The organism is Pantoea sp. AS-PWVM4 (genome assembly GCF_000468095.1).
Classification (GTDB): domain Bacteria; phylum Pseudomonadota; class Gammaproteobacteria; order Enterobacterales; family Enterobacteriaceae; genus Pantoea; species Pantoea phytobeneficialis.
Genome location: NZ_ASZC01000011.1, coordinates 139,229 through 162,527 on the forward strand (window position 1 = coordinate 139,229; position 23,299 = coordinate 162,527).

The following is a 23,299-nucleotide window of genomic DNA, read 5'->3' on the forward strand; positions in this document are numbered from 1 at the left end:
ATAGATGCGCTGTAAAATGCTGACTGCCGCGGCAGTGGTAATGTTGATGATGACCGCCGGATGTTCCACTCTTGAGCGTGTTGTGTACCGCCCGGATATCAATCAGGGGAATTATCTGGTCGCCAACGATGTGGCTAAAATCCACACTGGCATGACGCAGCAGCAGGTGGCGTATACCCTCGGAACACCGATGATGCGCGATCCTTTTGGCAGCAATGTCTGGTACTACATCTTCCGTGAAGAGCCGGGTCATGAGCGCGTAAGACAGCAAACTCTGACGCTGACATTTGACAGCAACGGCGTGTTGACCAACATCGACAACAAACCACGTCTCACGGGTAGTGAAGGCTGATGAGTTGCAACAAAAAAGGCGCCTGAGCGCCTTTTTTGCTTCTGCGATTTCGCTATTTCTTTTCAGCAGCTCGTTCTGCCCGCTGGCGTCGCATCTCTTTAGGATCGGCAATCAATGGACGATAGATTTCTACCCGATCACCATCCTGTAACAGATCATCCAACTTCACCGGACGACTGTAGACGCCGACTTTATTGCTTTTCAGATCGATATCTTTGCGCAATGACAACAGCCCCGAGGCCTTAATCGCCTCTTCAACCGTTGCCCCTTCTGCCAGCGTCACCGTGCGCAGATACTGTTTTTCTGGTAGCGCGTAAACCACCTCAACCGATATATCAGGCACGATAAACCTCTTTGGCGCGCTGGGTAAAAGCCTGCACCATACTGTTGGCCAGCTCTTTAAATACGCGACCAAACGCCATTTCTACCAACATATTGGTGAATTCAAAATCTAAGCTCAGTTCGACCTTACAGGCATCATCGCCCAGCGAGACAAATCGCCATCCGCCGCTCAGCTTACGAAAGGGACCATCGACCAACTGCATATGAATGCTTTGGTTGCTGGTTAAGGTATTACGCGTCGTGAAGGTCTTACTGATGCCTGCTTTGGAGACATCAACAGCAGCAGTCATCTGGTTTCCGCTGTTATCCAGCACCCGACTGCCGGTGCAGCCCGGTAGAAATTCCGGATATGAATCCACATCATTCACGAGCTGGTACATCTGTTCAGCGCTATAGGGGACCAGCGCGGAACGACTAATCTGGGCCATAATGGTTCCTGTTCATCACAAAACCGTTAAATAATATCATTTTCGGCTATCAAACAAAAATTCACGGGTATGCCAGCTGTGCTAAAATAACCCGTTTTTTACCGCCCCGCAGGACAGGGGATGCGTCCACAGACTGAGTGATGTAGACTACGCCGCACTATGACAAAGAAAAAAGCCCACAAACCTGGTTCAGCCACTGTTGCCCTCAATAAACGCGCTCGCCATGAATACTTCATTGAAGAAGAGTTCGAAGCGGGATTGTCGTTACAAGGATGGGAAGTCAAATCTCTCCGCGCCGGCAAAGCCAACATCAGCGACAGCTACATTTTGCTGCGCGATGGCGAAGCTTATCTGTTTGGCGCAACTTTTCAGCCGCTGGCTGTGGCCTCAACGCATGTGGTATGCGACCCAACCCGCAACCGCAAACTGCTGCTGAAGCAGCGTGAACTCGATTCGCTGTATGGCCGCGTCAATCGTGAAGGTTATACCGTGGTCGCGCTGTCGATTTACTGGAAAAATGCCTGGGCCAAACTGAAGATTGGTGTGGCACGCGGTAAGAAAGAACATGATAAGCGCGATGACATCAAAGAGCGTGAGTGGAAGCTGGATAAAGCGCGAATCATGAAAAATTCCAACCGCTAAGGGATGGAATCAGCGGAATTTTTTGCTATAATCATTAGTTCCTGGGGCTGATTCTGGATTCGACGGGATTGTGAACCCTTAGGTGCATGCCGAGGTGCGGTAGGCCTCGTAAAAAAACCGCAAAAACATAATCGCAAACGACGATTACAACGAATCTGCTAGCGAACTCGCGTTCGCAGCTTAATCAGCTTAATAAACTGAAGATTCCCTCTCTCCCTAGCCTCCGCTCTTAGGACGGGGATCAAGAGAGGTCAAACCCAAAAGAGATCGCGTGGACGCTCTGCCTGGGGTTGAAACGTTAAATCCAATCAGGCTAGTTTGTTAGTGGCGTGTCCATCCGCAGCTGACAGGCGAATGTAAAGATTGGACTAAGCATGTAGTGCCGACGGCGTAGTAATTTCGGACGCGGGTTCAACTCCCGCCAGCTCCACCAAAATTCTCCGTCAGTGATTACCAGAGTCATCTGACGAAGTCCTGAAAGCCCGCAAAGCGCAAGCTCTGCGGGCTTTTTTGTTTTGTCCCGAAGGCCAGTAATGGTGAGACCATCGCTACCAGTGAAATTTACTCAAGCAAGCTGCACAAAATGGGAAACGATGAACGCATTCCCTTCTCTCTTGAAAAACTGCAACGCTCTGCACTTGTCTGCGGCATCATCATCTACCCGGAAAAAACAACATTACTACGAGAGGCAGAGTTGAAAGGCCATCCCATACATTTCGGGTGATTGATGTTACAGCATCAAATCAGCCTTATGCGGGCGTATATGTTAAATCAACAGACTATCCCCTGAGATGCCTCGTTTTAAACGCTGTAAGTGGTGATAACAATAAATAGGTACACCCTACAACCCGGTATAAATTTGATTTAAGTCAGCATCATGCGACAGTCACATCATCAATTTTATTCAGACCCATCTATCGCTCATGCAATGAAATCCGAAATGCGCACAACCTTATCTCAGCGGTCTTTTGTAGCTTAATTTTTTCGGGGAGACGGTGATGTCTACCTCTAATACCGCTTAATAAACACGTAAAAAAGAGTACCGATTATTGATTTAACTCAGCCATCGAAGCATGCATAAATGATGACGTTCCCCTCCCCATTGTTTTAGAATGAAGAGTTTATAAGGTCACTCGCCTTCTTAAAATTTATCGCTGGGAGAGTTGTTTTGATTGGGAAACCACTTGTAGTGGATTTGGATGGTACGTTAATCCATTCCGACATGCTGCACGAATCTGCATTAAGGGTGTTTAGGGATAGCCCGTTTGAAACGCTCCGCATTCCATTCCTTCTATTAAAGGGTAAGGCTTGTCTAAAACAGCACCTTGCTTCACGAGCTGAATTTACTCCTAAGACTCTCCCATACAACGAAGAGTTACTTGAATGGCTCAAGCAACAGCGTGAAGAGGGCCGATATCTGGTTTTGTGTACGGCATCTGATAAATCGATTGCAGACCGTATTGCGGAACACTTAGGTATTTTCGACGAAGTTATTGCCAGCGATGGGGTGTCGAATATTGCCGGGGAACACAAAGCAGCTGCTTTAGTGCAACGCTTCCAACAACATGGCTATGATTACGCTGGAAATTCCTCGACGGATTTACCGGTATGGTCGCAAGCGCATAAAGCCATCGTTGTTAATGGGTCAAACGACCTGGTGAAAAAGGCCCAGGATATTGCAACGATTGAACGCGTATTTCCTAAACGAGAAATCGGCTTTTCCGCATGGCGTCGGATGCTACGAATTCACCAATGGCTAAAAAACCTTCTCCTTTTAGTACCATTGTTTGCGGCACATGATGTGAGCAATGGAGAGGCATGGCTTTCTCTGCTGTTGGCATTCATTGCGTTTAGCCTTTGCGCTTCATCAGTGTATATCGCCAACGATTTACTCGATCTTGACAGCGACCGCCTGCATCCCCGAAAACGAAACCGACCGTTTGCGTCAGGCCTGATACCCGCCTGGATAGGCGTATTGCTTGCGCCACTGCTACTAATCATCAGTCTGGCCATAGCCGGGTTAGTAGGGAAACACTTTTTATTCTGGCTGCTGTTCTATTTCGCCCTGACCTGCGCCTACTCATGGCTACTCAAACGACTGATGTTGGTTGATTGCCTCACTCTGGCAATGCTGTATACCTTGCGAATTGTTTCTGGTGCGGCGGCTGTTGGTCACGATCTCTCATTCTGGCTGTTGGCTTTTTCGGTATTTCTATTCCTTTCTCTCGCATTCGTTAAACGTTATGCAGAATTGGAACTTCAACTGCTCAGCGGAAAAGAGAAAATTCATGGCCGTGGATATCATACCGCCGATGCACCTTTGATTCAGACTATGGGGATTGTGGCTGGTTACTCATCTGTTTTGGTACTCGCGCTATATCTGAACAGCGATGCTGTGCTGAAATTGTACGCCGCACCTGAACTGATTTGGGGAGCCGTACCTGTCATGTTGTTTTGGGTAAGCTGGATGTGGATGCAAGCCCATCGAGGCAAAATGCACGATGACCCACTGGTCTTTGCAGTGAAAGATCGTGCCAGTCTCAGCGCGGGTATTATATTTGCCGCTATTTTGGTTGCCGGCACAGTGGGGGTTTCATGGTAACGATAAACTCATGGGGCCGCCTGTCTCGTGAAGAGCACAACGTGGTGGCATTGAGTGACCGTGGTCAGATACAGGCTTCTCTCACCACTCCCGGTCTGGCTCATGGCATGGGACGCAGCTATGGCGATGTATGCCTAAATCCGCAGGGTGAGATCTGGATAACAACCGGACTTGACCACTTTATCGCCTTTGATGAAAGTACAGGGCGTTTGGTATGCGAAGCTGGAGTCTTGCTCCAGGACATTCAGAGGCTGATGATTCCGCGTGGCTGGATTCTGCCCGTTACGCCAGGGACTCAGTTGGTCACCGTTGGCGGAGCCATCGCCAATGATGTACATGGTAAAAACCATCATGTTGTGGGTTCATTCGGGGATCACATTAAAAGTCTGACCCTGATCCGGACCAATGGCGAAACGATCGAATGTGGCCCAGACCAGCATCCTGAATGGTTTTCCGCCACGGTGGGTGGCGTTGGTCTGACTGGCGTGATCGCTTCAGCCGAAATACAGCTTCGTCCCGTTGCGGGTCCGTGGGTTGATACCGAGACCATTGCCTTTGACAACCTTGATGAGTTTTTCCGACTGTCGGACACGTCAGAAGCCCAGTGGGAGCATACCGTTTCGTGGATCGACTGTATCTCAAAAGGCGGCGGCCGTGGTTTGTTCATGCGCGGAAATCCGGCTGATATAAAGGATCGGAAGGCACCAAAGGCTGGCAAACTCACGATGCCCATCGTGCCCCCGGTCTCAATGGTTAACCGCCTGACACTTCGTCCCTTCAACATGACCTACTACCACCTCAAAAAGTGGCAGGCAAAAAGGGAAATCGCTCATTACGAGCCCTTTTTCTATCCCCTCGATAATGTGCTGCACTGGAACCGGATGTACGGTCCCAAAGGTTTCTATCAGTACCAGAGTGTAGTACCACGCGAAGTGGGGCAAGATGCAGTTCAGGCGATGTTGAAAGAGATAGCACGCTCTGGAGATGGTTCCTTCCTCGCAGTACTCAAAACTTTTGGTAACCGGCAGCCCCTTGGTATGCTGAGTTTTCCACAGCCGGGGGTCACACTGGCGTTGGATTTCCCAAACCATGGAGATCGCACGCACAAACTGTTCGAGCGACTGGATGCCATCGTGCGTGAAGCGAAAGGCCGTATCTATCTCGCCAAAGATGCACGCATGCCGAAAGAATTGTTCGAAGCGGGCTATCCACGCCTGGCTGAATTTATCCAATACCGAGACCCGGGCATCAGCTCTGGCCTATCACGCCGCCTAATGGGAAGTTGAATGAAGCTTAAGAAAAAAATCGCCATCATTGGTGCTACTTCTGCGATTGCTGAACAATGCGCACGACTGTGGGCGAAAGAGAACCCATCAGAGATTGTTTTGGTCAGCAGGAATCAGGAAAAAGCCGAACGTATTGCTTCAGATCTCAAGGTGCGTACCCCGGATGCAGTAATTACCAACCTTCAGGTGGATTTTCTCGATGCGGGCCAAATTCAAGAGCTGATTCATCACATCTACCAGTCAGGCAATGTTGATGTGGCACTTATTGCGCACGGCTCCCTGCCTGACCAGGAAGCATGTCAGAATGATCTCGTCCTGTGTCGGGAAGCTCTGGATGTCAATGGTATCTCGCCGGTACTGTTTGCCGAGGCGTTTGCCATGCAGATGCAAAAGGCCAATAGTGGAACGCTCGCGATTATCGGTTCAGTTGCGGGTGACAGAGGCAGGAAATCTAACTATACCTACGGTGCCGCAAAAGGGTTGGTTGCAGGCTATGTACAAGGTTTACAACACCGCTTTGCAAATACGAATGTAAAGGTGGTTTTAATTAAACCAGGACCAACCGATACACCAATGACCGCACATCTCAAACAATCCGGTGCCAAACTCGCCCCCGTTGATCGCGTGGCCGCGGAGGTTGTACGTGGCATTGAAAGCGGGCAACGTGTTGTATACACGCCAAAAATTTGGTCAGTAATCATGATGGTTATTCGCAATTTGCCACATTTCGTATTTAAAAGGCTGGATATTTAATGTCAGGATTGAAAGCGAATATGGCTTCAGGAAGGAGCTCTAACTTGAATAATCACAATGCTATAAAAGACACATTGTTTTTATTGGCGCTATTACTGGTATCGATTGCTGTTTTTGTTCCTCTGTCGCCAAGGATGCCGTGGGAAGGTCTCGATCCCTCCTGGTCTTATGGGATGAATGAAGCACTGGCACACGGGATGTCTATTGGCAAAGACATTATTTTCACATTCGGTCCCTATGCTTCAATTTATACACAAAGTTATCATCCAGCCACCGACCATTTGATGGTATGGGGAGCGCTCTACCTCGCTATTGCCTTTGCTGTAGCTGCCTGGCTTAACTTTAAAGTAAGCGGATGGCCGTTAAAAATTGCACTCCTGGCTGTTTTGAGCGCATTAATATATGGCCGTGATGCACTGTTTTTCTTCTATCCCATGCTGGTGGGCATTCAGGTTTATCGTTGGGGAACGGCTTTTGATACCAGAAAGACAGCGGTTCTGGGTGAATATTCGCTTATCATTGCCTTATTTTCACCGTTTGGTTTATTACCACTGATTAAAGGTTCGACGCTCGTAGCATGTGTAGCAATATCTGTTCTTTCAATTGCTCTGCTGGTAAAGAGAGGACAATGGAAGTTTTCGCTCCTTATCGTTGCAACCTTTTTAGTCTCAACCGGAATTTTCTGGGCATTCTCCGGGCAACCATTAAGCGGGCTGGCTGATTATTTTATCGGCCTGTCACCCATTATTAGTGGTTACACTGAGGCAATGGCAACCAATGGCGATTTGTCTCAGTGCGTCCTTTATGTAGTGGCTACGGCTGTCATGGCTGCACTTCTGCTGTATGGAACACGAGGTACGTTTTACGACAAATCGGTTGTTACGCTTATTTTTCTTTGCATCCTCTTTTTAGCCTTTAAAGCGGGTTTCGTCAGGCATGACGGCCATGCGCTCATTTGTGCTTCTATGATTCTCCTTGGAGGCCTATTGGCTGGGACGCTGATCCCCACCCGTAGCGCATTAGTCGTTTTAGCAGCCTGTCTGATCACATGGATTTACATCGACATTGCCTATATCAAAAAACCCGTCGATAGCGTTAAAAATAATTTCAAAAATACGTTCTCCAATACATGGGATGGGTTAAAACAGCGCATATTGGAACCTCAAGCGCTGGCAAAAGACTTTGAAGAACGTGTCAATCTGCTCAAAAAACGTGGAGCCATTCCAAAGCTTAACGGCACCGTTGATATATATTCATTCGATCAAGCCTATCTGCTCGCATCTGGAAACACATGGAGTCCACGACCCATTCTGCAAAGTTATTCGGTCTACACCCCTAAACTGGCTGAATTAAATAAGATGCATCTTCTCGCAGCGAACAGACCAGATAATATCATCTTCAATGTCCAGCCCATTGATAAGAGATTGCCTTCACTGGAGGATGGTGCGAGTTGGCCTGTTTTGCTGTCCAATTATCAACCAACATCATTTGCAGGTGGCTACCTTTACCTTAAGCATCGAGACACACCAAATCCGACATCCGAACCTTCAGAAAAAATAGGCGGAGGTTTTTATTCATTTGGTGATACGATCAGTTTGCCTGATTCCCGCAAACCTATATTTGCGAAGTTAACTATTCGTAAAAGTTTTGCTGGCACAATCTTGAATACATTATTTAAACCAAGTCAGCTTCAGATGAAACTGACCATGCAAAATGGTGTTACACGCAGCTACAGAATAATCTCAGGCATGACGGAGTCTGGTTTTATTATTTCTCCTCTGATTGAGAATACTGCAGAGTTTGGATTACTTTCCGCCAGTGCAGATTACCTCAAAGATAAGAGAGTTAAATCGATTGAGATTTCCGCCACTGACCTCCCCTTCCTTTGGAAACGGTCATTTAATATCGAATTTTATGCTCTCAACTATCGTTCCTCACCGGATGACATTAATATACTGGGCTTTGCTAAACCCCAGCCGGAAACATTTAAAAATACAACATTCGTTCAGCAATGTACTGGAAGCATCGATTCTGTGAATGCTGTTTCTCCATCGTCTGGTTTAATCAAAACGTCAACTTTATTAAATGTTCAAGGGTGGCTGGTCGCATCCGTGACCCCAGCTAAACTCCCGGATAACGTTTACGTGATGCTGTCTAATGCCGATGGAAAGCGTTACTTGTTTAACGCTCAGCGTAAGTCACGTCCGGACGTTGGTGCATATTTAAAACAACCATCGCTAAATTCATCCGGTTACGAGCTGACAGCAGATGTGTCAAAATTAAATGGGGACTACAAGTTGGGACTTGCATACGCCAGAGACAATGAACTCTTTGTGTGCCCCCAATTCAACGTCCCGGTCAAGATATCTCAGGAGTAAATTTTGTTGCAGAAAAAGATAATACTTTCTGGCGGGGCTGGTCTGGTCGGTCAAAATTTGGTGGCCCGACTCAAGGCAAAAGGCTATTCAAACATTGTTGTTCTCGACAAGCATCGTACTAATCTGGACGTGCTGAAACGAGTTCAACCCGACATCACTGTCGAGTATGCCGATCTCGCCGAACCCGGCCAGTGGCAGCAGCACTTCGTAGGGGCGGATGTCGTGGTGATGTTACAGGCTCAGATTGGCGGTAACGATTATCAGGAGTTCGTGCGAAACAATATTGATTCGACCCGCCTCCAACTGGAAACCATCAAAGCGAACAACGTACCCTACATGGTACAGATCAGCTCCTCGGTCGTGGAATCGGTCGCTGATGATTTCTATACCAACACCAAAAAGGAACAAGAGAAAATGGTGTTGGAATGTGGTATTCCCTGCCCCATTCTGCGCCCCACCTTGATGTTTGGCTGGTTTGATCGCAAACACCTGGGCTGGTTATCACGCTTTATGAAGAAGGTCCCCGTGTTTCCGATCCCTGGGGATGGTCGCTACATGCGACAGCCACTTTATGTCGGAGATTTTGCCAATATCATTATCAGCTGCATCGAGAATGGCATTCGCGATGGTGTGTATAACATCTCAGGCCATGAAAAAATCGACTATATCGACATGATTCGCGAGATTAAACGCGCAATTCGGGCCAAAACGATAATTTTACGCATTCCATATTCTCTTTTTTATGCCTTGCTGTGGGTATGGGGCAAGTTTGATAAAAACCCGCCTTTTACCACCCAACAACTGGCGGCTTTAACGGCGAAAGATGAGTTCGAGGTGATTGATTGGCCCGGTATTTTCGGTGTTCCTTACACCCCTTTCAGTGCGGCTGTGGAAGAAACCTTTAACGATCCGCGCTATAGCGGTGTAGAGCTGGAGTTTTAAGATGGGACAACGCATTGCGGTGTTGGGCGCGGGTCCAATGGGTTTAGCAGTAGCCTACCAGTTAGCGCTTGATGGTCATCAACCCGTGCTTTTTGAAGCAGACGATCGTGTGGGTGGCATGACCGCGACATTTGATTTTAGTGGTCTGGATATTGAACGCTACTACCACTTTCATTGCATCTCTGATCATGCCTTTTTGCAGGTACTTGAAGAATTAGGCATTGCCGATCAGATGAAGTGGACGGAAACCAAGATGGGCTACTGGTATCAGGGACGTTTGCAGCCCTGGGGTAACCCGGTTGCCCTGCTCAAATTCCGTGGTTTAAGCCTGATGGCTAAATTCCGCTATGGCTTACATGCTTTCCTGTCGACCAAACGCGACGACTGGCGTCCACTGGATCATGTGGAGGCAAGTGGCTGGATCAAACGCTGGGTGGGTGCAGAGGCCTGGGAAGTTTTGTGGCGCCGACTTTTTGACTACAAGTTCTACGACTATGCCCAAGGTTTGTCAGCAGCCTGGATTTGGAGCCGTATCCGTCGTATTGGCCGTTCCCGTTACAGTTTGTTCCGTGAGAAACTGGGTTACCTTGAAGGGGGTTCAGCCACGCTGTTAACCGCACTGAAAAGTGCCATCGAGGCCAATGGTGGCGAAATAAGACTGAAGTCACCTATCGAGAAGGTAGTCATCAACAATGGCAAGGTGGCTGGCGTGCAAGTAGCTGGTCAGCTTGAATCCTTCGATAAGGTGATCAGCACCATTCCGCTGCCTTATGTCTCTAAACTTATGCCAGATTTACCCTCAGATCTGTTGGCTAAATTCAGTGCCACCAAGAACATCGCGGTGGTCTGCGTAATTGCCAAACTCAGAAAAGCAGTAACAGAGAACTTCTGGTTGAACACCAATGACCCGGAGATGGATATCCCAGGCCTGGTGGAGTACACGAACCTGCGTCCACTCGACCAACATGTCGTGTATGTGCCGTTCTATGTGCCGGGCGAGCATCCCCTGTATGCTGAGTCTGATGAGGCTTTCCTCACTAAAGTGCGCAACTATCTCAAGAAGATCAATCCGTCGCTGACTGATGATGATTTTATTGACATGCGTGCCAGCCGTTATCGCTACGCACAGCCGATCTGCGATCCCGGATATCTGGAAAAATTGCCTCCAGTCGCCTTACCCGTGCAGGGACTGTGGGTGGCGGATACCTCTTACTACTACCCGGAAGATCGCGGCATTTCAGAAAGTATCGGATTTGGCCGACAAATGGCGAAGATGGCCACCCCGGAAAACAAGGAGTCTCCTCAGCCATGATCTCGCCACAATTCCTGCGATTTCTAGTCGCTGGAGGAATCGCTGCCGCAGCTAACTTTGGTTCACGATTCGTCTTTAGTATGTTTGTCGGCTACGGCTTCGCGGTTTTTTTTGCTTACCTGGTCGGTATGCTGGTGGCTTTTCTGCTGATGCGCGGGCATGTTTTTAATGCGAGTCAGGGCCCGCTCGCACCGCAGGTATACAAGTTTGTGGCAGTGAACGTTTTGGCCGTTATTCAGACATTGGCGATCAGTCTGCTTCTGGCTCGCTGGTTGCTGCCATCGGTTGGCATCGTGGATCATGCTGAAGCGATAGGACATTTGGCCGGTGTGCTGGTACCGGTGGTGACCAGCTACTTTGGCCATAAGCTTTTAACCTTTCGATGAACAAGTTCTTTACTCGACTCCAGGGTGCGCTGCATGAGCGGCGCATCATTCGCGCCATTGTCTGGTTTGTCACTATTGGAGTAATGCTTTATCTAGCGGCTGTTTTCTGGTCCGGGTGGCAGTCGACGGTAGAAGCATTCTCTGCGCTAGGACTTCAGACGTTGGTGATCAGTGCCGTTCTGTCGAGTAGTTCTTATTTATGGCGCTTCGGACGGTGGGAGTATTCTCTTCATTGTCTCGATAATGTCGTCCCCAGATTTACCCATCTCGGCATTTATATGTCCGGGCTTGCCTTGACGGCCACACCAGGGAAATCCGGCGAAACTTTTCGTTCTGCTTTGTTGGTCCCGCACGGCGTGAAGGTTACGCACAGCCTCGCTACGTTCCTTGTTGACCGAGGGTCAGATGTATTGGGGATGATTTTGCTGGGTATGCTGGCCGCCATGATGGCAGGACAGTCGCTGGCTTGGGTATGGCTGTTGGCGTTCGCTGCTATTCTGCTGGGGAGTTGCGTCTTTGCATACGCCCTTTCACACCCTATGGTCAGTACCGGCTGGAACCGACTGGGTCGTGCAGTGACATGGTTGCCAATCAAAGGTGGGCAAGCGACGCTTGAAGCCTGGGCTCAAGTGTGGAAACCCACCAGAGTTTCGGCTTTCTCGGTTGTCGCGATGGTTGCTTATGGCACGCAGGCTCTGGTCTTTGCATGGTTCTGCCAGATCCTGGGAACGGGAATTTCAAGTGCTGACTGCGTGTTAATCTTTGTGCAGGCAACGTTGTTCGGCGCAGCAAGTATGATACCAGCCGGACTTGGCGTCATGGAGGCCGCACTGGTTTTTCAGTTGGTGGCACATGGTGTCAGCGATGGTACGGCGATGTCTCTTGCCATCTCCATTCGTCTGGTGACGCTATGGTTTGGGATGTCATTGGGTGCGCTCTCTCTGTTGCTGTTGTCGGGTCGGGACCTGAGCTCAAAACAAAGCCCCACCAGAACACGATGATTCATTTACAGTTTATTCCTAAAGCCAGATGTTATTGAGCGTGCCATTGTTAACTACAGTCATAACAATGATGACTTTGATGAGGGAATATTCATGAAAAAGACAATTATCGCTTTATCAACATTTCTGCTGGCTTCGTCGGCATTTGCCGCTACCACACACGCAACAGATAACGATGTGGCCAATGCACAGGCTGGCGCAAATACGGCTAAAGAGAAACTGCATCAGGCCCAGGATCAGGGCGCTGAGCTGAAACTCAAGTCCAAACATGCCGCTGAAGGAAAGAGCGACAGCCTGAGCAGCAAAGCCAGCGAAGGGACGCAAAAAGCCTGGCATAAAACCAAAGAAACCACGGAAAAAGGTGTGGATGCCACCAAAGAAGGTGCGCAAAAAGGCTGGAACAGCACCAAAGAAGGTGCCAGCGAACTGAAGAAAAAAGTGACCGAATAATGCTCACTAAGGCCGCAGCGAATGCGGCCTTTTTTATTGCCATAATCCTCAATTTTGCTTCCCGACGACATAGCGCTTACACTGGTGTTTTCCATTCATAACCATTAATCATTCTTATGTCAGACACCTTCACTCGCCAACCTCTTCCCCTGCCAAATGGTCACAACAAAGTGCTGCTGCACTCCTGCTGCGCGCCCTGTTCGGGTGAAGTAATGGAAGCGATGCTGGCTTCCGGTATCGACTACACCATCTTTTTCTACAATCCGAACATTCATCCGCTGAAAGAGTACGAACTGCGCAAAGAGGAGAATATCCGCTTCGCCGAACAGTTTGGCGTACCTTTTGTTGATGCAGATTATGACAAAGACAACTGGTTTGAACGCGCGCGCGGTATGGAGTGGGAACCGGAGCGTGGGGTGCGTTGTACTATGTGTTTTGATATGCGTTTCGAACGCACGGCGCTGTATGCTTATGAACATGGTTTCCCGGTAATTACCAGTTCCCTCGGCATCTCTCGCTGGAAAAACATGCAGCAAATCAACGATTGTGGCGTACGAGCCGCAGCGCGCTATCCCGACATGTTGTATTGGGAATTTAACTGGCGCAAAGGCGGTGGCTCGGCCCGTATGATTGAAATCAGCAAGCGCGAGCGTTTTTATCAGCAGGAATACTGCGGCTGTATCTATTCGCTACGAGATACCAATCGCCATCGCGTGGCAAGTGGCCGTGAACGCATTGAAATAGGCGTGCAGTATTACCAGCCAGATGAATAAAGCCAAAGATTAACTTTGCAGGATGCTGGTGAAAAAACGCTGCACCAGCGCCGCATCCGGTTTTTTTCCTTCCTGAATGATGGAACGTAACAGCCAGGCGTCGGTAAAGGCGACTACCGCCTCGGCTTGCTGCGCAGTCAGTGCAAAATGTTGCTGTAAAATGTGCTGGTGGCTGGCAATCCATGCGGCAGCAGCCTGACGCAGACGTGGACGCGATACCGCCGCCACAAATAACGCGTACTCACAAATTAGCCTTTCGCGTTCATCCAGAGTCCAGAAAAGAAATTGGGTTAGTTGCTGCGCGACAGAGTTTTCTTCCATTGCACCAAACCACGCGTGTGTCTGCTGCGTAAAGCTCTCCACCGCCCGTTCAATTACCGCCGCATGCAGTTCATCCAGGTTTTTAAAATGATAGGTGACGGTGCCTGGTGAAATCGCGCACTGTTCAGCCACCGCACGGTGAGTACAGGCATGCAGTCCCTCCAGGCGGATAATCATCGCCGCATGATGCAAGATCGAATCACGCATCTGTTCACCACCGGCGCGCCCTGCCCTTTTTCCGTCACCTGGCATTTGGCTCACCTTATTTCAATAGCTCGGCAGTGCCTGAAAAGGTGTTCTTACCATTGGCAGAAGTGATATGAAATGCCGATGCACCGGCAAGGTCAGCTTTCTGCCCCAGTGCAGCCACCAATTCATCCAGATTACGGGCACCGCTGGCGCTGATATGCCCAACCACCTGTTGCGTACCAGGCATTATCACTTCCGTCGCCGCCAGAGAAGAAGCACTGACTGCAACCAGCGCGCCCGCCATCATCATTTTCACAAGGATATTTTTCATGTTTGCTCCAATTAACAGGGAAATGTTGGAGCGCATGGTAGAGCGGTACTCAGACAAACATAACCCCGCCCCACTGACAAACTTATTCACTAATATTGAACAACTAAACACAACAAAATTACCGTACAGCGTACAAATTGCAGCACTAAAAACCAATCATGAGCTGAATGACATGGCTATGCAGCCAAAACCTCTGCTAATCGTACTGGCGTACAACCAAATCGTGTCAAGCCTTCTCGATATGCAGCAAAAAAAAGCAGCGTTTCGCGCGGAAACGCTGCTTGATAAAAAGCCCAAATGGTTAAATTCGTTAGCGAATCACCACGGTTAACAGCACAATCACCACCATGATGATCAGGCAATGGCACACCACTTTATCCAGTTTGCGCATCATGCCTCCCTGGGGTTAGAACCACTGACCAAAACGTTTGATGTAGAGGGTTTTCATTCCCTGAGCAACCAGGCAGTAACCCAGCAAGGTGGCGACCAGCCACGGGAAGTAAGCCCACGGCAACGGCACCAGTCCCACCATGGCACCAAGCGGTGAGAACGGCAGCAATATCCCCGCTACCATCACACAGGCCGTCGTCAGCAGCACCGGTAACGCCGCGCGGCTCTGAATAAACGGGATCTTTTGCGTACGCAGCATATGTACCACCAGCGTCTGCGATAGCAATCCCTCGACAAACCAACCGGACTGGAACAACGACTGCATGGCCGGAGAATTAGCAGCAAACACATACCACATCACCGCAAAGGTGGTGATATCGAAGATCGAAGATGTCGGCCCAATCCACAACATAAAACGTTTGATGTTGCGCGCATCCCATTTACGCGGTTTACGCAGAAACTCGCGGTCCATTTTGTCCCACGGTAGTGCCAGCTGCGAGACGTCATACATCAGGTTCTGAATCAACAAATGAATCGCCAGCATTGGCAGGAATGGAATGAACGCACTCGCCACCAGTACCGAGAACACGTTGCCAAAGTTAGAGCTGGCGGTCATGTTGAGGTACTTAATGATGTTGCCGAAGGTTTCACGTCCTTTCATCACCCCCGCTTCCAACACCATCAAATCTTTTTCCAGCAGGATGATGTCAGAGGACTCCTTGGCGATATCTGCCGCACTGTCCACCGAGATGCCAACGTCGGCATCGCGCAGTGCCGGAGCATCATTGATACCATCGCCGAGAAAGCCCACGGTATGATCCTGCTGCTGCAAGGCACGCAAAATGCGCGATTTTTGTAACGGCGTCAGTTTGGCAAACACCGCGCTACGTGCAGCAACTGTTGCCAGCTGCTCATCATTCATTGCCGCGATATCATCGCCGGTGACAATGGTGCCGCAGTCGATGCCCACCTGCTGGCAAATACGCGCCGTGACCACCGGATTATCTCCGGTCAACACTTTCACGCTGACCCCATTCTCCTGAAGCGCGGTGATGGCTTTCGCAGCGCTCTCTTTAGGCGGATCGAGGAACGTCAACAACCCTTCCACCGTCAGCCCCTGCTCATCTGCCACGCTCAACGCATATTGTAAGCCCGGATCAGGCAGCACACGACTGGCTACCAGCAAGACCCGGAATCCTTGTTGGTTGTACTGATGAGCCAGCGCCAGTAGCTCCGCACGGCGGGTTTCATTAAGTAGCTGGATCAGTTTGCCTTCACGCTCTGCGACGGAAATGCTCAACATCTCTTCCACCGCGCCTTTACAGATCAACAGTTGCTGGCCGAGACGACGATCGCCCACCACCACCGAGACACGGCGACGGACAAAATCAAACGGCAACTCATCCACTTTGCTGTAATAATCGGCCACCGCATGGCTGACGCGGGTTTCACCGTAGCGCAGAATCGCGCGATCCATCAGGTTGGGCGTGCTGCTCTGATAGTGGCTGTTCAGCCAGCTCAGCATCAGGACGCGTGAGTTCTCGACACCCGCGCAATCCAGATGATGCTCCAGAATGATGTTGTCCTGGGTCAGTGTGCCGGTTTTGTCAGTACACAAGATGTCCATCGCTCCGAGGTTCTGAATCGCGTTCAGACGCTTCACAATCACTTTGCGGCGCGACATGGCGATAGCCCCTTTCGCCAGATTGGAGCTGACAATCATCGGCAACATTTCCGGCGTCAGACCCACCGCCACCGCCAGCGCGAACAGGGTGGCATCCAGCCAGTCGCCTTTGGTCAGGCCATTGATCAGCAGCACCACCGGCACCATCACCAGCATAAAGCGAATCAATAACCAACTAACGCTATTCACCCCCCGGTCAAAGGCAGTTTGCGTCCGGTTGCCAACAATGGATTTCGCCAGGCTGCCAAAATAGGTTTCTTCGCCGGTTGCCACCACCACCGCTTTGGCGGTGCCGCTGGAGACATTGGTGCCCATCAGGCAGACGCTACCTAACTCCAGCAAAGATGCGCCCTGCTGGCTTTCGCTGCTGCTTTTACTCGCCACATTGCCGGTGACATCATATTTTTCTACCGGCAGCGATTCGCCAGTCAGAATCGCCTGGCTGATAAACAGATCGCGTGAATCCAGCAGGCGCACATCAGCCGGGACCAGATCACCGGCAGACAGCCAGATAATGTCCCCTGGCACCAGCGTGGTGATATCCACTTCCTGTTTGCGAGCGGGTTGCTGTGCCGATTCACGACGCTGCACCGTGGCAGTGGTGCGAACCATCGATTTCAATGCCTGGGCGGCTTTATTGGTGCGAAACTCCTGCCAGAAGCGCAGCAAACCGCTGAGCGTTACCATCGTTACAATGATGATGACACCGGTCAGGTCAGTCTCCTCCCCACGACGCGCGGGCAGCCAGAAATCGGTAAAGAAACTCACCAACGCCAGTACCATCAGGACATAGATAAACGGGTTGTTGAATGCCTGGACCAGTTGCACCAACGCCGGTGGCGCTTTGTCATGAGCCACCTGGTTGTAGCCAAATACCGCGAGGCGCGCTTCGGCTTCGTTGTGGCTCAGCCCCTCGGCATCGCTGTGCATGCGCGCGAGGGTTTCATTGGCGGAGTAAGCCGCTTCTTCTTCAATCAGATAGCGAGGAGTTTTCTGGCGTGGTGGACGTGCCAGATTCAGCACACTTTTTTCATTATTGAGTTTCATGTCAGTCATCGTGACATTCCTCTTTTTTACGGCGATAAATATCCCTGCATGTCAGGCATGCATTATTTTGGTGCAAATTAACGGCTGAGCGTTATTTAGAAAAAAAATAACCTGTCGGGAATTTTCATATATCCTCCCGGAAATAAAGAATAAACAACCCACCTGTCTCACAGGCAAGAAGTTGAACTTAAGATGTGGGTCTGCACACGACAGGCGCAGTAAAACTCAGCACACTGAAGATCAGTGTGCGCACCGAGGTGGAGGGAAAAGTGCGTGTAAAATCATATGCATGACGTTAATCCCCGAGCATTAGCCCGTAGCAAATCCATATAAAGGGGAACAATCGTCAGAAATGAGAGAGGATTGCTGCCCGCCGACTCCGGCAAGCAGCAACAAAAGAATTCGTGCGTCAGCTTGCCTTGTGTAATGTTAAATAAGGGTGACTGTCCAACTGAATTCTCCTGTTTGAAGTTGCGGCCATTATATTCCCGAGCCGGGTATTGTAAAGTTAATTATTCGGCCATCGGCTTCCGTTTAATTTCCGTTGTAAATTGCCGGATACGCCGCAGCCGAATGTTAAGGTTTCGCAAATCCGTTAACCTCCTTATAACCGTAACGCTAGTCTTAGAACAGATAAGCATATGCATAGCCAATAATTGACTATTATTCATGGCAGCGCTTTCGTAAACTCGCGTTACTTTTTTATAAGGCAAGGAAATCACATGAAAAAAATAATCCCCTCCCTGCTGGCGTTATCGATGGTAGCCGCATTCACAACCCAAGCCGCCACCCCGAAAGATACGCTGGTGATTGCCCAATCTACCGACGATGCCGACAGCTTTGACCCGGCGAAAGGTTTTGAGCTGACCACGGTGCAGGCGTTTACTAACCTTTATCAACGACTGGTCCAGTCTAATCCGCAGAATCCGACCGAACTGCAACCGACACTCGCCACCTCGTGGCAGCCAGGCAGTGACAATCGCAGCCTGACCTTTGAACTGCGTAAAGATGCCAAATTCTCCAGCGGCAACCCGCTGCGCCCGGAAGATGTGATCTTCTCGCTGGGCCGCGTAGTGAAACTGAACCTCGATCCATCCTTTATCCTGACCCAGCTGGGCTGGAACAAAGACAACGTCGACAGTTTCCTGACCAAAGTCGACGATAACCACGTCAAAATCAGCTGGAGCGCCAACGTCAGCCCGGCCTACGTGCTGAGCCTGCTCTCCGCACCGGTTTCTTCAATTGTTGATGAGAAAACCGCGCTGGCGCATGAAAAGAATGGCGACTTCGGTAATGGCTGGCTGGCGACCAACTCCGCAGGCAGCGGTCCGTATCAGATCCGCAAAGTGGTACTGCATGAAGTGGTGCTGCTGACGGCTAACCCAACCTCGCCGGCAGGCGCACCAAAACTGAAAAATATTCTGATCAAGAACGTGCCGGAACCGGCCGCCCGTCGTCTGCTGCTGGAACAGGGTGATGTGGATATCGCACGTAACCTCGGCGCTGACCAGATCGCCGCGCTGAAAGGCAAAGCGGGCGTCAAAACCGAAGCCATTCCGATGGCCTCGCTTTACTACATCCAGTTCAACGTCGGTTCCGATCCAGTGCTGAAAAACCCGGCCCTGTGGGAAGCGGCACGTTACCTTTTCGACTACAAAGGTATCGCTAACGACCTGCTGAAAGGTCAGTTCGAAGTGCACCAGACCTTCCTGCCGAAAGGTTTCCTTGGCGCGCTGAACGATACCCCGTACAGCTACGATCCGGAAAAAGCCAAAGCGATTCTGAAGAAAGCCGGTCTGACCAACGTCAGCTTTACCCTCTCCACCAGCAACCAGCCGCCGTATCTCGACATTGCTCAGGCGTTGCAGGGCAGCTTTGCCAAAGGTGGCGTGAAAGTTGAGGTCCAACCGGGCCTCAGCTCTGAAGTCTCCACCAAAGTGAAGGCGCATCAGTACCAGGCCACGCTGAATGCCTGGGGTGCTGACTACTTCGACCCCAACACCAACGCCGCCTCTTTTGCTTACAACCCGGAAGATGGCAGCAAAACCATCGCTTACCGTTCCGACTGGCATATCCCGGAGCTGAGCAAGCAAACGCTGGCGGCCACTGCCGAGAGCGACAACAACAAACGTGTTGAGCTGTACCAGGCAATGCAGCGTGAAGTGTTGAAGAACTCACCGTATGTCATCGGCTTGCAGGCACGTAACCTGATTGCGTTACGCGATAACCTGAAAGGCTATGTGCAGGGGATCAACCCGGATATGGTGTATTACTCACAGGTCACCAAGTAATGGCGGCGTCAGCCCCACAGGCCGGGTTCGCCCGGCCACTCTGGCAACGCACCAGCCGATTGCTCACCAGCCTGCTGTCGTTGCTGGTGACGTTGATCGGCCTGCTGGCCTTTACCTTTATGCTGTCGCATCTGTCGCCGGTCGATCCGGTACAACAGATCGCGGGCGATCACGCCAGTGAAGCCACCTATGCCCAGGTGCGGCACGATCTCGGTCTCGATCAACCGGTGCTGGTGCAGTTCTGGCGTTATATCAGCCATCTGGCACAGGGTAATCTTGGGCTGTCCCATCTGACCAATCAGCCGGTGAGTGCCGACCTGATGCGCACCTTCCCGGCCACCATTGAGCTGGCAACCTGTTCGATGATTTTTGCCGCCGTGTTCGGCGTGGCGCTGGCATTGCTGGCCGCATGGAAACCGGGCAGCATCATCGACAACGTGGCACGTTTTATTTCACTGCTTGGCTACTCGGTGCCGGTGTTCTGGCTCGGCTTGCTGGGCCTGCTGCTGTTTTATGCCGTACTGCACTGGTCTGCCGGACCAGGACAGTTAGACGATATCTGGATTTATACGCTGGAGCCAAAAACCGGCTTCGTACTGATCGACAGCTGGCTGTCGGGCGATCCTGAGATGTTCCGCAACGCCATTGCCCATATCTGGCTGCCGGTGGTGATCCTCGGGCTGCTGGCGATGGCAGGGATTACACGCCTGCTGCGTGCCGCGCTGCTGGAAGAGAGCAGCAAGGAGTACGTCATCCTGGCGCGCGCCAAAGGTGCTGGCCGCACACGTATTCTGCTGCGCCATATCTTTCCTAACGTGCTGGGCACGCTGATTACCGTTATCGCCCTCTCATACGCCACTTTGCTGGAAGGTTCGGTGCTGACGGAAACCGTTTTTGCCTGGCCTGGTGTTGGGCGTTATATGACCAATGCCTTGTTCTCCGCCGATGTTCCGGCGATTCTCGGCGCCACCTTGCTGATTGGCAGCTGCTTTATCCTGCTCAACGCCGTGGCCGACGCCCTGACCTGGTTAACCGATCCGAGAACCCGATGACTCAACAACTCTCTGAACTGGAAACGTTACGCCCGCGCCGCAGCCGTCGCCGCATCACCTCCCTCAGCATCGGTTTAACGCTGGTGGGAATTCTGCTGGTGATGGCGATCTTTGCCCCGTGGCTCGCCCCTTACGATCCCAATGTGCAAACCATCGGTATGCGTCTGCTGCCCCCTTCGGCCGCCCACTGGTTTGGCACCGATGGTTTTGGCCGTGATCTGCTGTCGCGCGTGATTTACGGTACGCGCCCAACGCTGATGCTGGTGACGCTGATTCTGGTGCTGACCATTCCGGTGGGTCTGCTGGTCGGTATCACCGCCGGTTACGTTGGCGGCTGGACTGAACGCGTTTTGATGCGCATTACCGACATCTTTCTCTCGCTGCCTAACCTGGTGATCGCACTGGCGTTTGTCGCCATGCTTGGCCCCGGCCTGATGAATGGCGCATTGGCGCTGGCGCTCACCAGTTGGCCGCCATTTGCCCGTCAGGCGCGTGCTGAGACTCTGGCACTGCGCCGCAGTGATTACCTCGCCGCAGCGCGTATGCAAGGCATTACCGGCCTGCGTCTGATGTTTGGTCATATTCTGCCGCTCTGCCTGCCCACCGCCGTGGTACGTGCTGCGCTGAGTCTCGGTGGCATCATTCTTTCCGCTGCCGGTTTGGGCTTCCTTGGTATGGGCGTGCAACCGCCGACCGCCGAATGGGGATCGATGGTAGCCGAAGGCAGTAAAGTGATTTTCGACCAATGGTGGGTCGCCGCTGCGCCTGGCGGGGCTATTTTACTTGCCAGCCTGGCATTTAACCTGACAGGCGATGGCCTGCGCGATCAACTGGATACCCGTCATGCCAAATAATCTGTTAATTGATGCGCAGGGACTGACGATCCGTAGTGACGATGCCCTGCTGGTCGATAACATTCACTTGCAGCTGGGCCGCGAACGCGTGGCGCTGGTCGGCGAATCCGGCTCGGGTAAATCCCTCACCGCCCGCACCCTGATGGGCCTGCTGTCGCCGTCGCTGCATTTGCAGGCCGAACGTTTGCAGGTGGTTGGAGAAGATGCGTTGCAGATGCGTGAGCGTGACTGGAGCCGACTGCGCGGTAGCAAGGTGGCGATGGTGATGCAGGACCCGAAATATGCCCTCAACCCCACGCGCACCATTGGCTGGCAGGTGGAGGAACCGCTGGTGTTGCACCATCGTCTGAGCCGCGCCGAGCGCAAAGAGAAGGTGTGCGAGATGCTGGATGCGGTGGGCTTGCCCGATCCGCGCCAGCTGATGAAACGTTATCCCCACCAGCTCTCCGGTGGTATGGGGCAGCGCGTGATGCTGGCGATTGCGCTGATCACCGATCCCGAACTGCTGATCGCTGATGAACCGACCTCTGCGCTCGATCATGCAATGCGCGATCAGGTGCTGGCGCTGATTCGCCGTCTGGTGGAACAACGCAATATGGGGCTACTGCTGATCAGCCACGATCTGCAACAGGTGTCGGAACACTGCGAACGGGTGATGGTGATGTACAAAGGCCGCCTGCTGGATACGCTGCCGGCGGCGGAGTTGTCCCACGCCAGCCATCCTTATACCCGCACGTTGTGGGCCTGCCGCCCGAGCAAAGCCACTCATGGTACAGCACTGCCGGTGCTGGATCGTGCCGCCCTGGAGCAGAAGCATGATTGAGTTATCCAACCTGAGCGTCTCCCATAAGCAGGGCTACGAGCTGCGTACCGTGGTGCATGACGTCACCCTTAACGTGAAGGCTGGCGAGTGTTTTGGCCTGGTTGGCCCTTCTGGCTGCGGCAAATCATCGTTGCTGTGGGTGATTGCCGGTCTGAATCCCCACTGGTCCGGCAGCATGGCGCTGGCAGGCACCCGCGTGCAGCCCGGTAAGCCCTTTACCGGCCAACTCCGCCGCGATGTGCAGATGGTGTTTCAGGACCCCTATGCTTCGCTGCATCCACGCCACCGGCTGCGTCGCACCCTGGCCGAGCCGCTGAAGATGCTGAAATACGACCATATCGATGATCGTATTAACGAGGGCTTTCGCCATGTCGGTCTTGATCCGGCATTGGCGGATCGCTATCCACATCAGTTGTCTGGTGGTCAGCGCCAGCGCGTGGCAATCGTGCGCGCCCTGCTGTTGCAGCCGAAGATCCTGTTACTGGATGAGCCGACGTCGGCGCTGGATATGTCGGTCCAGGCAGAGATCCTTAACCTGCTGAACGAGCTAAAGCGCGATGATGGACTGACGATGGTGCTGGTAAGCCACGATCCCGATGTCATCGACCATATGTGCGATCGTGCGGCGCGTATGGCTCAGGGGCGGATTGTTGAACAGTTAAGTGCATAA

General features: G+C 51.6%; 23 protein-coding genes, 1 other RNA gene and 1 pseudogene. 20 read left to right on the forward strand and 5 right to left on the reverse strand.

Going from position 1 to position 23,299, the window contains the following annotated elements:
* Nucleotides 1-4 precede the first annotated feature (4 nt).
* The gene (gene bamE / locus L579_RS11440) at nucleotides 5-352 is read left to right on the forward strand and encodes an outer membrane protein assembly factor BamE (protein WP_021184399.1); all 348 of its coding nucleotides are present in this window, start codon (nucleotides 5-7) and stop codon (nucleotides 350-352) included.
* Between the two features lie 52 nt (nucleotides 353-404).
* Here the strand turns inward: bamE and L579_RS11445 are convergent, their stop codons facing one another.
* Both L579_RS11445 and L579_RS11450 read right to left on the reverse strand, forming a co-directional pair.
* Nucleotides 405-695: an RnfH family protein gene (locus tag L579_RS11445; protein WP_021184400.1), complete on the reverse strand. Its 291-nt coding sequence runs from the start codon at nucleotides 693-695 to the stop codon at nucleotides 405-407.
* Entirely contained in the window at nucleotides 688-1,122 is a 435-nt protein-coding gene (locus tag L579_RS11450) for a type II toxin-antitoxin system RatA family toxin (protein WP_013510141.1), read from the reverse strand. Before L579_RS11450 ends, L579_RS11445 begins: the two co-directional genes overlap by 8 nt.
* A gap of 159 nt (nucleotides 1,123-1,281) precedes the next feature.
* Between L579_RS11450 and smpB the strand changes: the two genes are divergently transcribed.
* The 13 genes and pseudogenes from smpB (at nucleotide 1,282) to L579_RS11505 (ending at nucleotide 13,647) form a co-directional block, all read left to right on the forward strand.
* Nucleotides 1,282-1,764 carry an SsrA-binding protein SmpB gene (smpB, locus tag L579_RS11455; RefSeq protein WP_021184401.1) on the forward strand — a complete coding sequence of 161 codons (483 nt, stop codon included), beginning with the start codon at nucleotides 1,282-1,284 and terminating at the stop codon, nucleotides 1,762-1,764.
* Nucleotides 1,765-1,807: 43 nt separating this feature from the next.
* Nucleotides 1,808-2,197: a transfer-messenger RNA gene (gene ssrA, locus L579_RS23310) on the forward strand.
* 81 nt (nucleotides 2,198-2,278) lie between these two features.
* Nucleotides 2,279-2,488, forward strand: a pseudogene (locus tag L579_RS24345) (DUF1508 domain-containing protein); the annotation flags it as partial.
* A 444-nt stretch (nucleotides 2,489-2,932) separates the two neighbouring features.
* Nucleotides 2,933-4,366: a UbiA family prenyltransferase gene (locus L579_RS11460; protein WP_021184403.1), complete on the forward strand. Its 1,434-nt coding sequence runs from the start codon at nucleotides 2,933-2,935 to the stop codon at nucleotides 4,364-4,366.
* Nucleotides 4,360-5,652 (forward strand): FAD-binding oxidoreductase, encoded by a 1,293-nt coding sequence (locus L579_RS11465; protein WP_021184404.1) that lies wholly within the window; start codon nucleotides 4,360-4,362, stop codon nucleotides 5,650-5,652. Before L579_RS11460 ends, L579_RS11465 begins: the two co-directional genes overlap by 7 nt.
* The gene (locus L579_RS11470) at nucleotides 5,653-6,405 is read left to right on the forward strand and encodes an SDR family NAD(P)-dependent oxidoreductase (protein ID WP_021184405.1); all 753 of its coding nucleotides are present in this window, start codon (nucleotides 5,653-5,655) and stop codon (nucleotides 6,403-6,405) included.
* Nucleotides 6,405-8,783: a hypothetical protein gene (locus tag L579_RS11475; protein ID WP_021184406.1), complete on the forward strand. Its 2,379-nt coding sequence runs from the start codon at nucleotides 6,405-6,407 to the stop codon at nucleotides 8,781-8,783. Before L579_RS11470 ends, L579_RS11475 begins: the two co-directional genes overlap by 1 nt.
* Nucleotides 8,784-8,786: 3 nt before the next feature.
* A complete protein-coding gene (locus L579_RS11480) occupies nucleotides 8,787-9,725 on the forward strand; it encodes an NAD-dependent epimerase/dehydratase family protein (protein ID WP_021184407.1) in 939 nt (312 codons plus the stop codon).
* Between the two features lies 1 nt (nucleotide 9,726).
* On the forward strand, nucleotides 9,727-11,037 hold the full coding sequence (locus L579_RS11485) for an NAD(P)/FAD-dependent oxidoreductase (protein WP_021184408.1): 1,311 nt from the start codon (nucleotides 9,727-9,729) through the stop codon (nucleotides 11,035-11,037).
* The gene (locus tag L579_RS11490; RefSeq protein ID WP_036626490.1) at nucleotides 11,034-11,423 is read left to right on the forward strand and encodes a GtrA family protein; all 390 of its coding nucleotides are present in this window, start codon (nucleotides 11,034-11,036) and stop codon (nucleotides 11,421-11,423) included. The genes L579_RS11485 and L579_RS11490 overlap by 4 nt, the downstream gene beginning before the upstream one ends.
* Nucleotides 11,420-12,424 carry a lysylphosphatidylglycerol synthase transmembrane domain-containing protein gene (locus L579_RS11495; RefSeq protein ID WP_021184410.1) on the forward strand — a complete coding sequence of 335 codons (1,005 nt, stop codon included), beginning with the start codon at nucleotides 11,420-11,422 and terminating at the stop codon, nucleotides 12,422-12,424. Before L579_RS11490 ends, L579_RS11495 begins: the two co-directional genes overlap by 4 nt.
* Before the next feature lie 93 nt (nucleotides 12,425-12,517).
* Nucleotides 12,518-12,874 carry a hypothetical protein gene (locus L579_RS11500; protein ID WP_021184411.1) on the forward strand — a complete coding sequence of 119 codons (357 nt, stop codon included), beginning with the start codon at nucleotides 12,518-12,520 and terminating at the stop codon, nucleotides 12,872-12,874.
* A gap of 116 nt (nucleotides 12,875-12,990) precedes the next feature.
* On the forward strand, nucleotides 12,991-13,647 hold the full coding sequence (locus L579_RS11505) for an epoxyqueuosine reductase QueH (protein ID WP_036626493.1): 657 nt from the start codon (nucleotides 12,991-12,993) through the stop codon (nucleotides 13,645-13,647).
* Between the two features lie 9 nt (nucleotides 13,648-13,656).
* Here the strand turns inward: L579_RS11505 and L579_RS11510 are convergent, their stop codons facing one another.
* Nucleotides 13,657-14,175: a TetR/AcrR family transcriptional regulator gene (locus L579_RS11510; protein WP_235056586.1), complete on the reverse strand. Its 519-nt coding sequence runs from the start codon at nucleotides 14,173-14,175 to the stop codon at nucleotides 13,657-13,659.
* Between the two features lie 55 nt (nucleotides 14,176-14,230).
* On the reverse strand, nucleotides 14,231-14,488 hold the full coding sequence (locus L579_RS11515) for a DUF1471 domain-containing protein (RefSeq protein WP_021184414.1): 258 nt from the start codon (nucleotides 14,486-14,488) through the stop codon (nucleotides 14,231-14,233).
* On the opposite strand from L579_RS11515, the gene L579_RS11520 reads away from it, so the two are divergent.
* Nucleotides 14,487-14,819: a hypothetical protein gene (locus L579_RS11520; RefSeq protein ID WP_036626495.1), complete on the forward strand. Its 333-nt coding sequence runs from the start codon at nucleotides 14,487-14,489 to the stop codon at nucleotides 14,817-14,819. The genes L579_RS11515 and L579_RS11520 overlap by 2 nt on opposite strands.
* 75 nt (nucleotides 14,820-14,894) lie before the next feature.
* Here L579_RS11520 and mgtA read toward each other — a convergent pair whose 3' ends face one another.
* Entirely contained in the window at nucleotides 14,895-17,618 is a 2,724-nt protein-coding gene (gene mgtA, locus L579_RS11525; RefSeq protein WP_021184416.1) for a magnesium-translocating P-type ATPase, read from the reverse strand.
* 713 nt (nucleotides 17,619-18,331) lie between these two features.
* Here mgtA and L579_RS11530 point away from each other — a divergent pair.
* Genes L579_RS11530 through L579_RS11550 form a run of 5 tightly spaced genes read left to right on the forward strand, consistent with a single transcriptional unit; the run spans nucleotide 18,332 to nucleotide 23,299 of the window.
* On the forward strand, nucleotides 18,332-19,900 hold the full coding sequence (locus L579_RS11530) for an ABC transporter substrate-binding protein (protein WP_021184417.1): 1,569 nt from the start codon (nucleotides 18,332-18,334) through the stop codon (nucleotides 19,898-19,900).
* Entirely contained in the window at nucleotides 19,900-20,952 is a 1,053-nt protein-coding gene (locus L579_RS11535; protein ID WP_021184418.1) for an ABC transporter permease, read from the forward strand. The genes L579_RS11530 and L579_RS11535 overlap by 1 nt, the downstream gene beginning before the upstream one ends.
* Nucleotides 20,949-21,806 carry an ABC transporter permease gene (locus tag L579_RS11540; protein ID WP_021184419.1) on the forward strand — a complete coding sequence of 286 codons (858 nt, stop codon included), beginning with the start codon at nucleotides 20,949-20,951 and terminating at the stop codon, nucleotides 21,804-21,806. The genes L579_RS11535 and L579_RS11540 overlap by 4 nt, the downstream gene beginning before the upstream one ends.
* Nucleotides 21,796-22,629 (forward strand): ABC transporter ATP-binding protein, encoded by an 834-nt coding sequence (locus tag L579_RS11545; protein ID WP_021184420.1) that lies wholly within the window; start codon nucleotides 21,796-21,798, stop codon nucleotides 22,627-22,629. The genes L579_RS11540 and L579_RS11545 overlap by 11 nt, the downstream gene beginning before the upstream one ends.
* Nucleotides 22,622-23,299, forward strand: a complete 678-nt coding sequence (locus tag L579_RS11550; protein WP_021184421.1) for an ABC transporter ATP-binding protein — start codon at nucleotides 22,622-22,624, stop codon at nucleotides 23,297-23,299. The genes L579_RS11545 and L579_RS11550 overlap by 8 nt, the downstream gene beginning before the upstream one ends.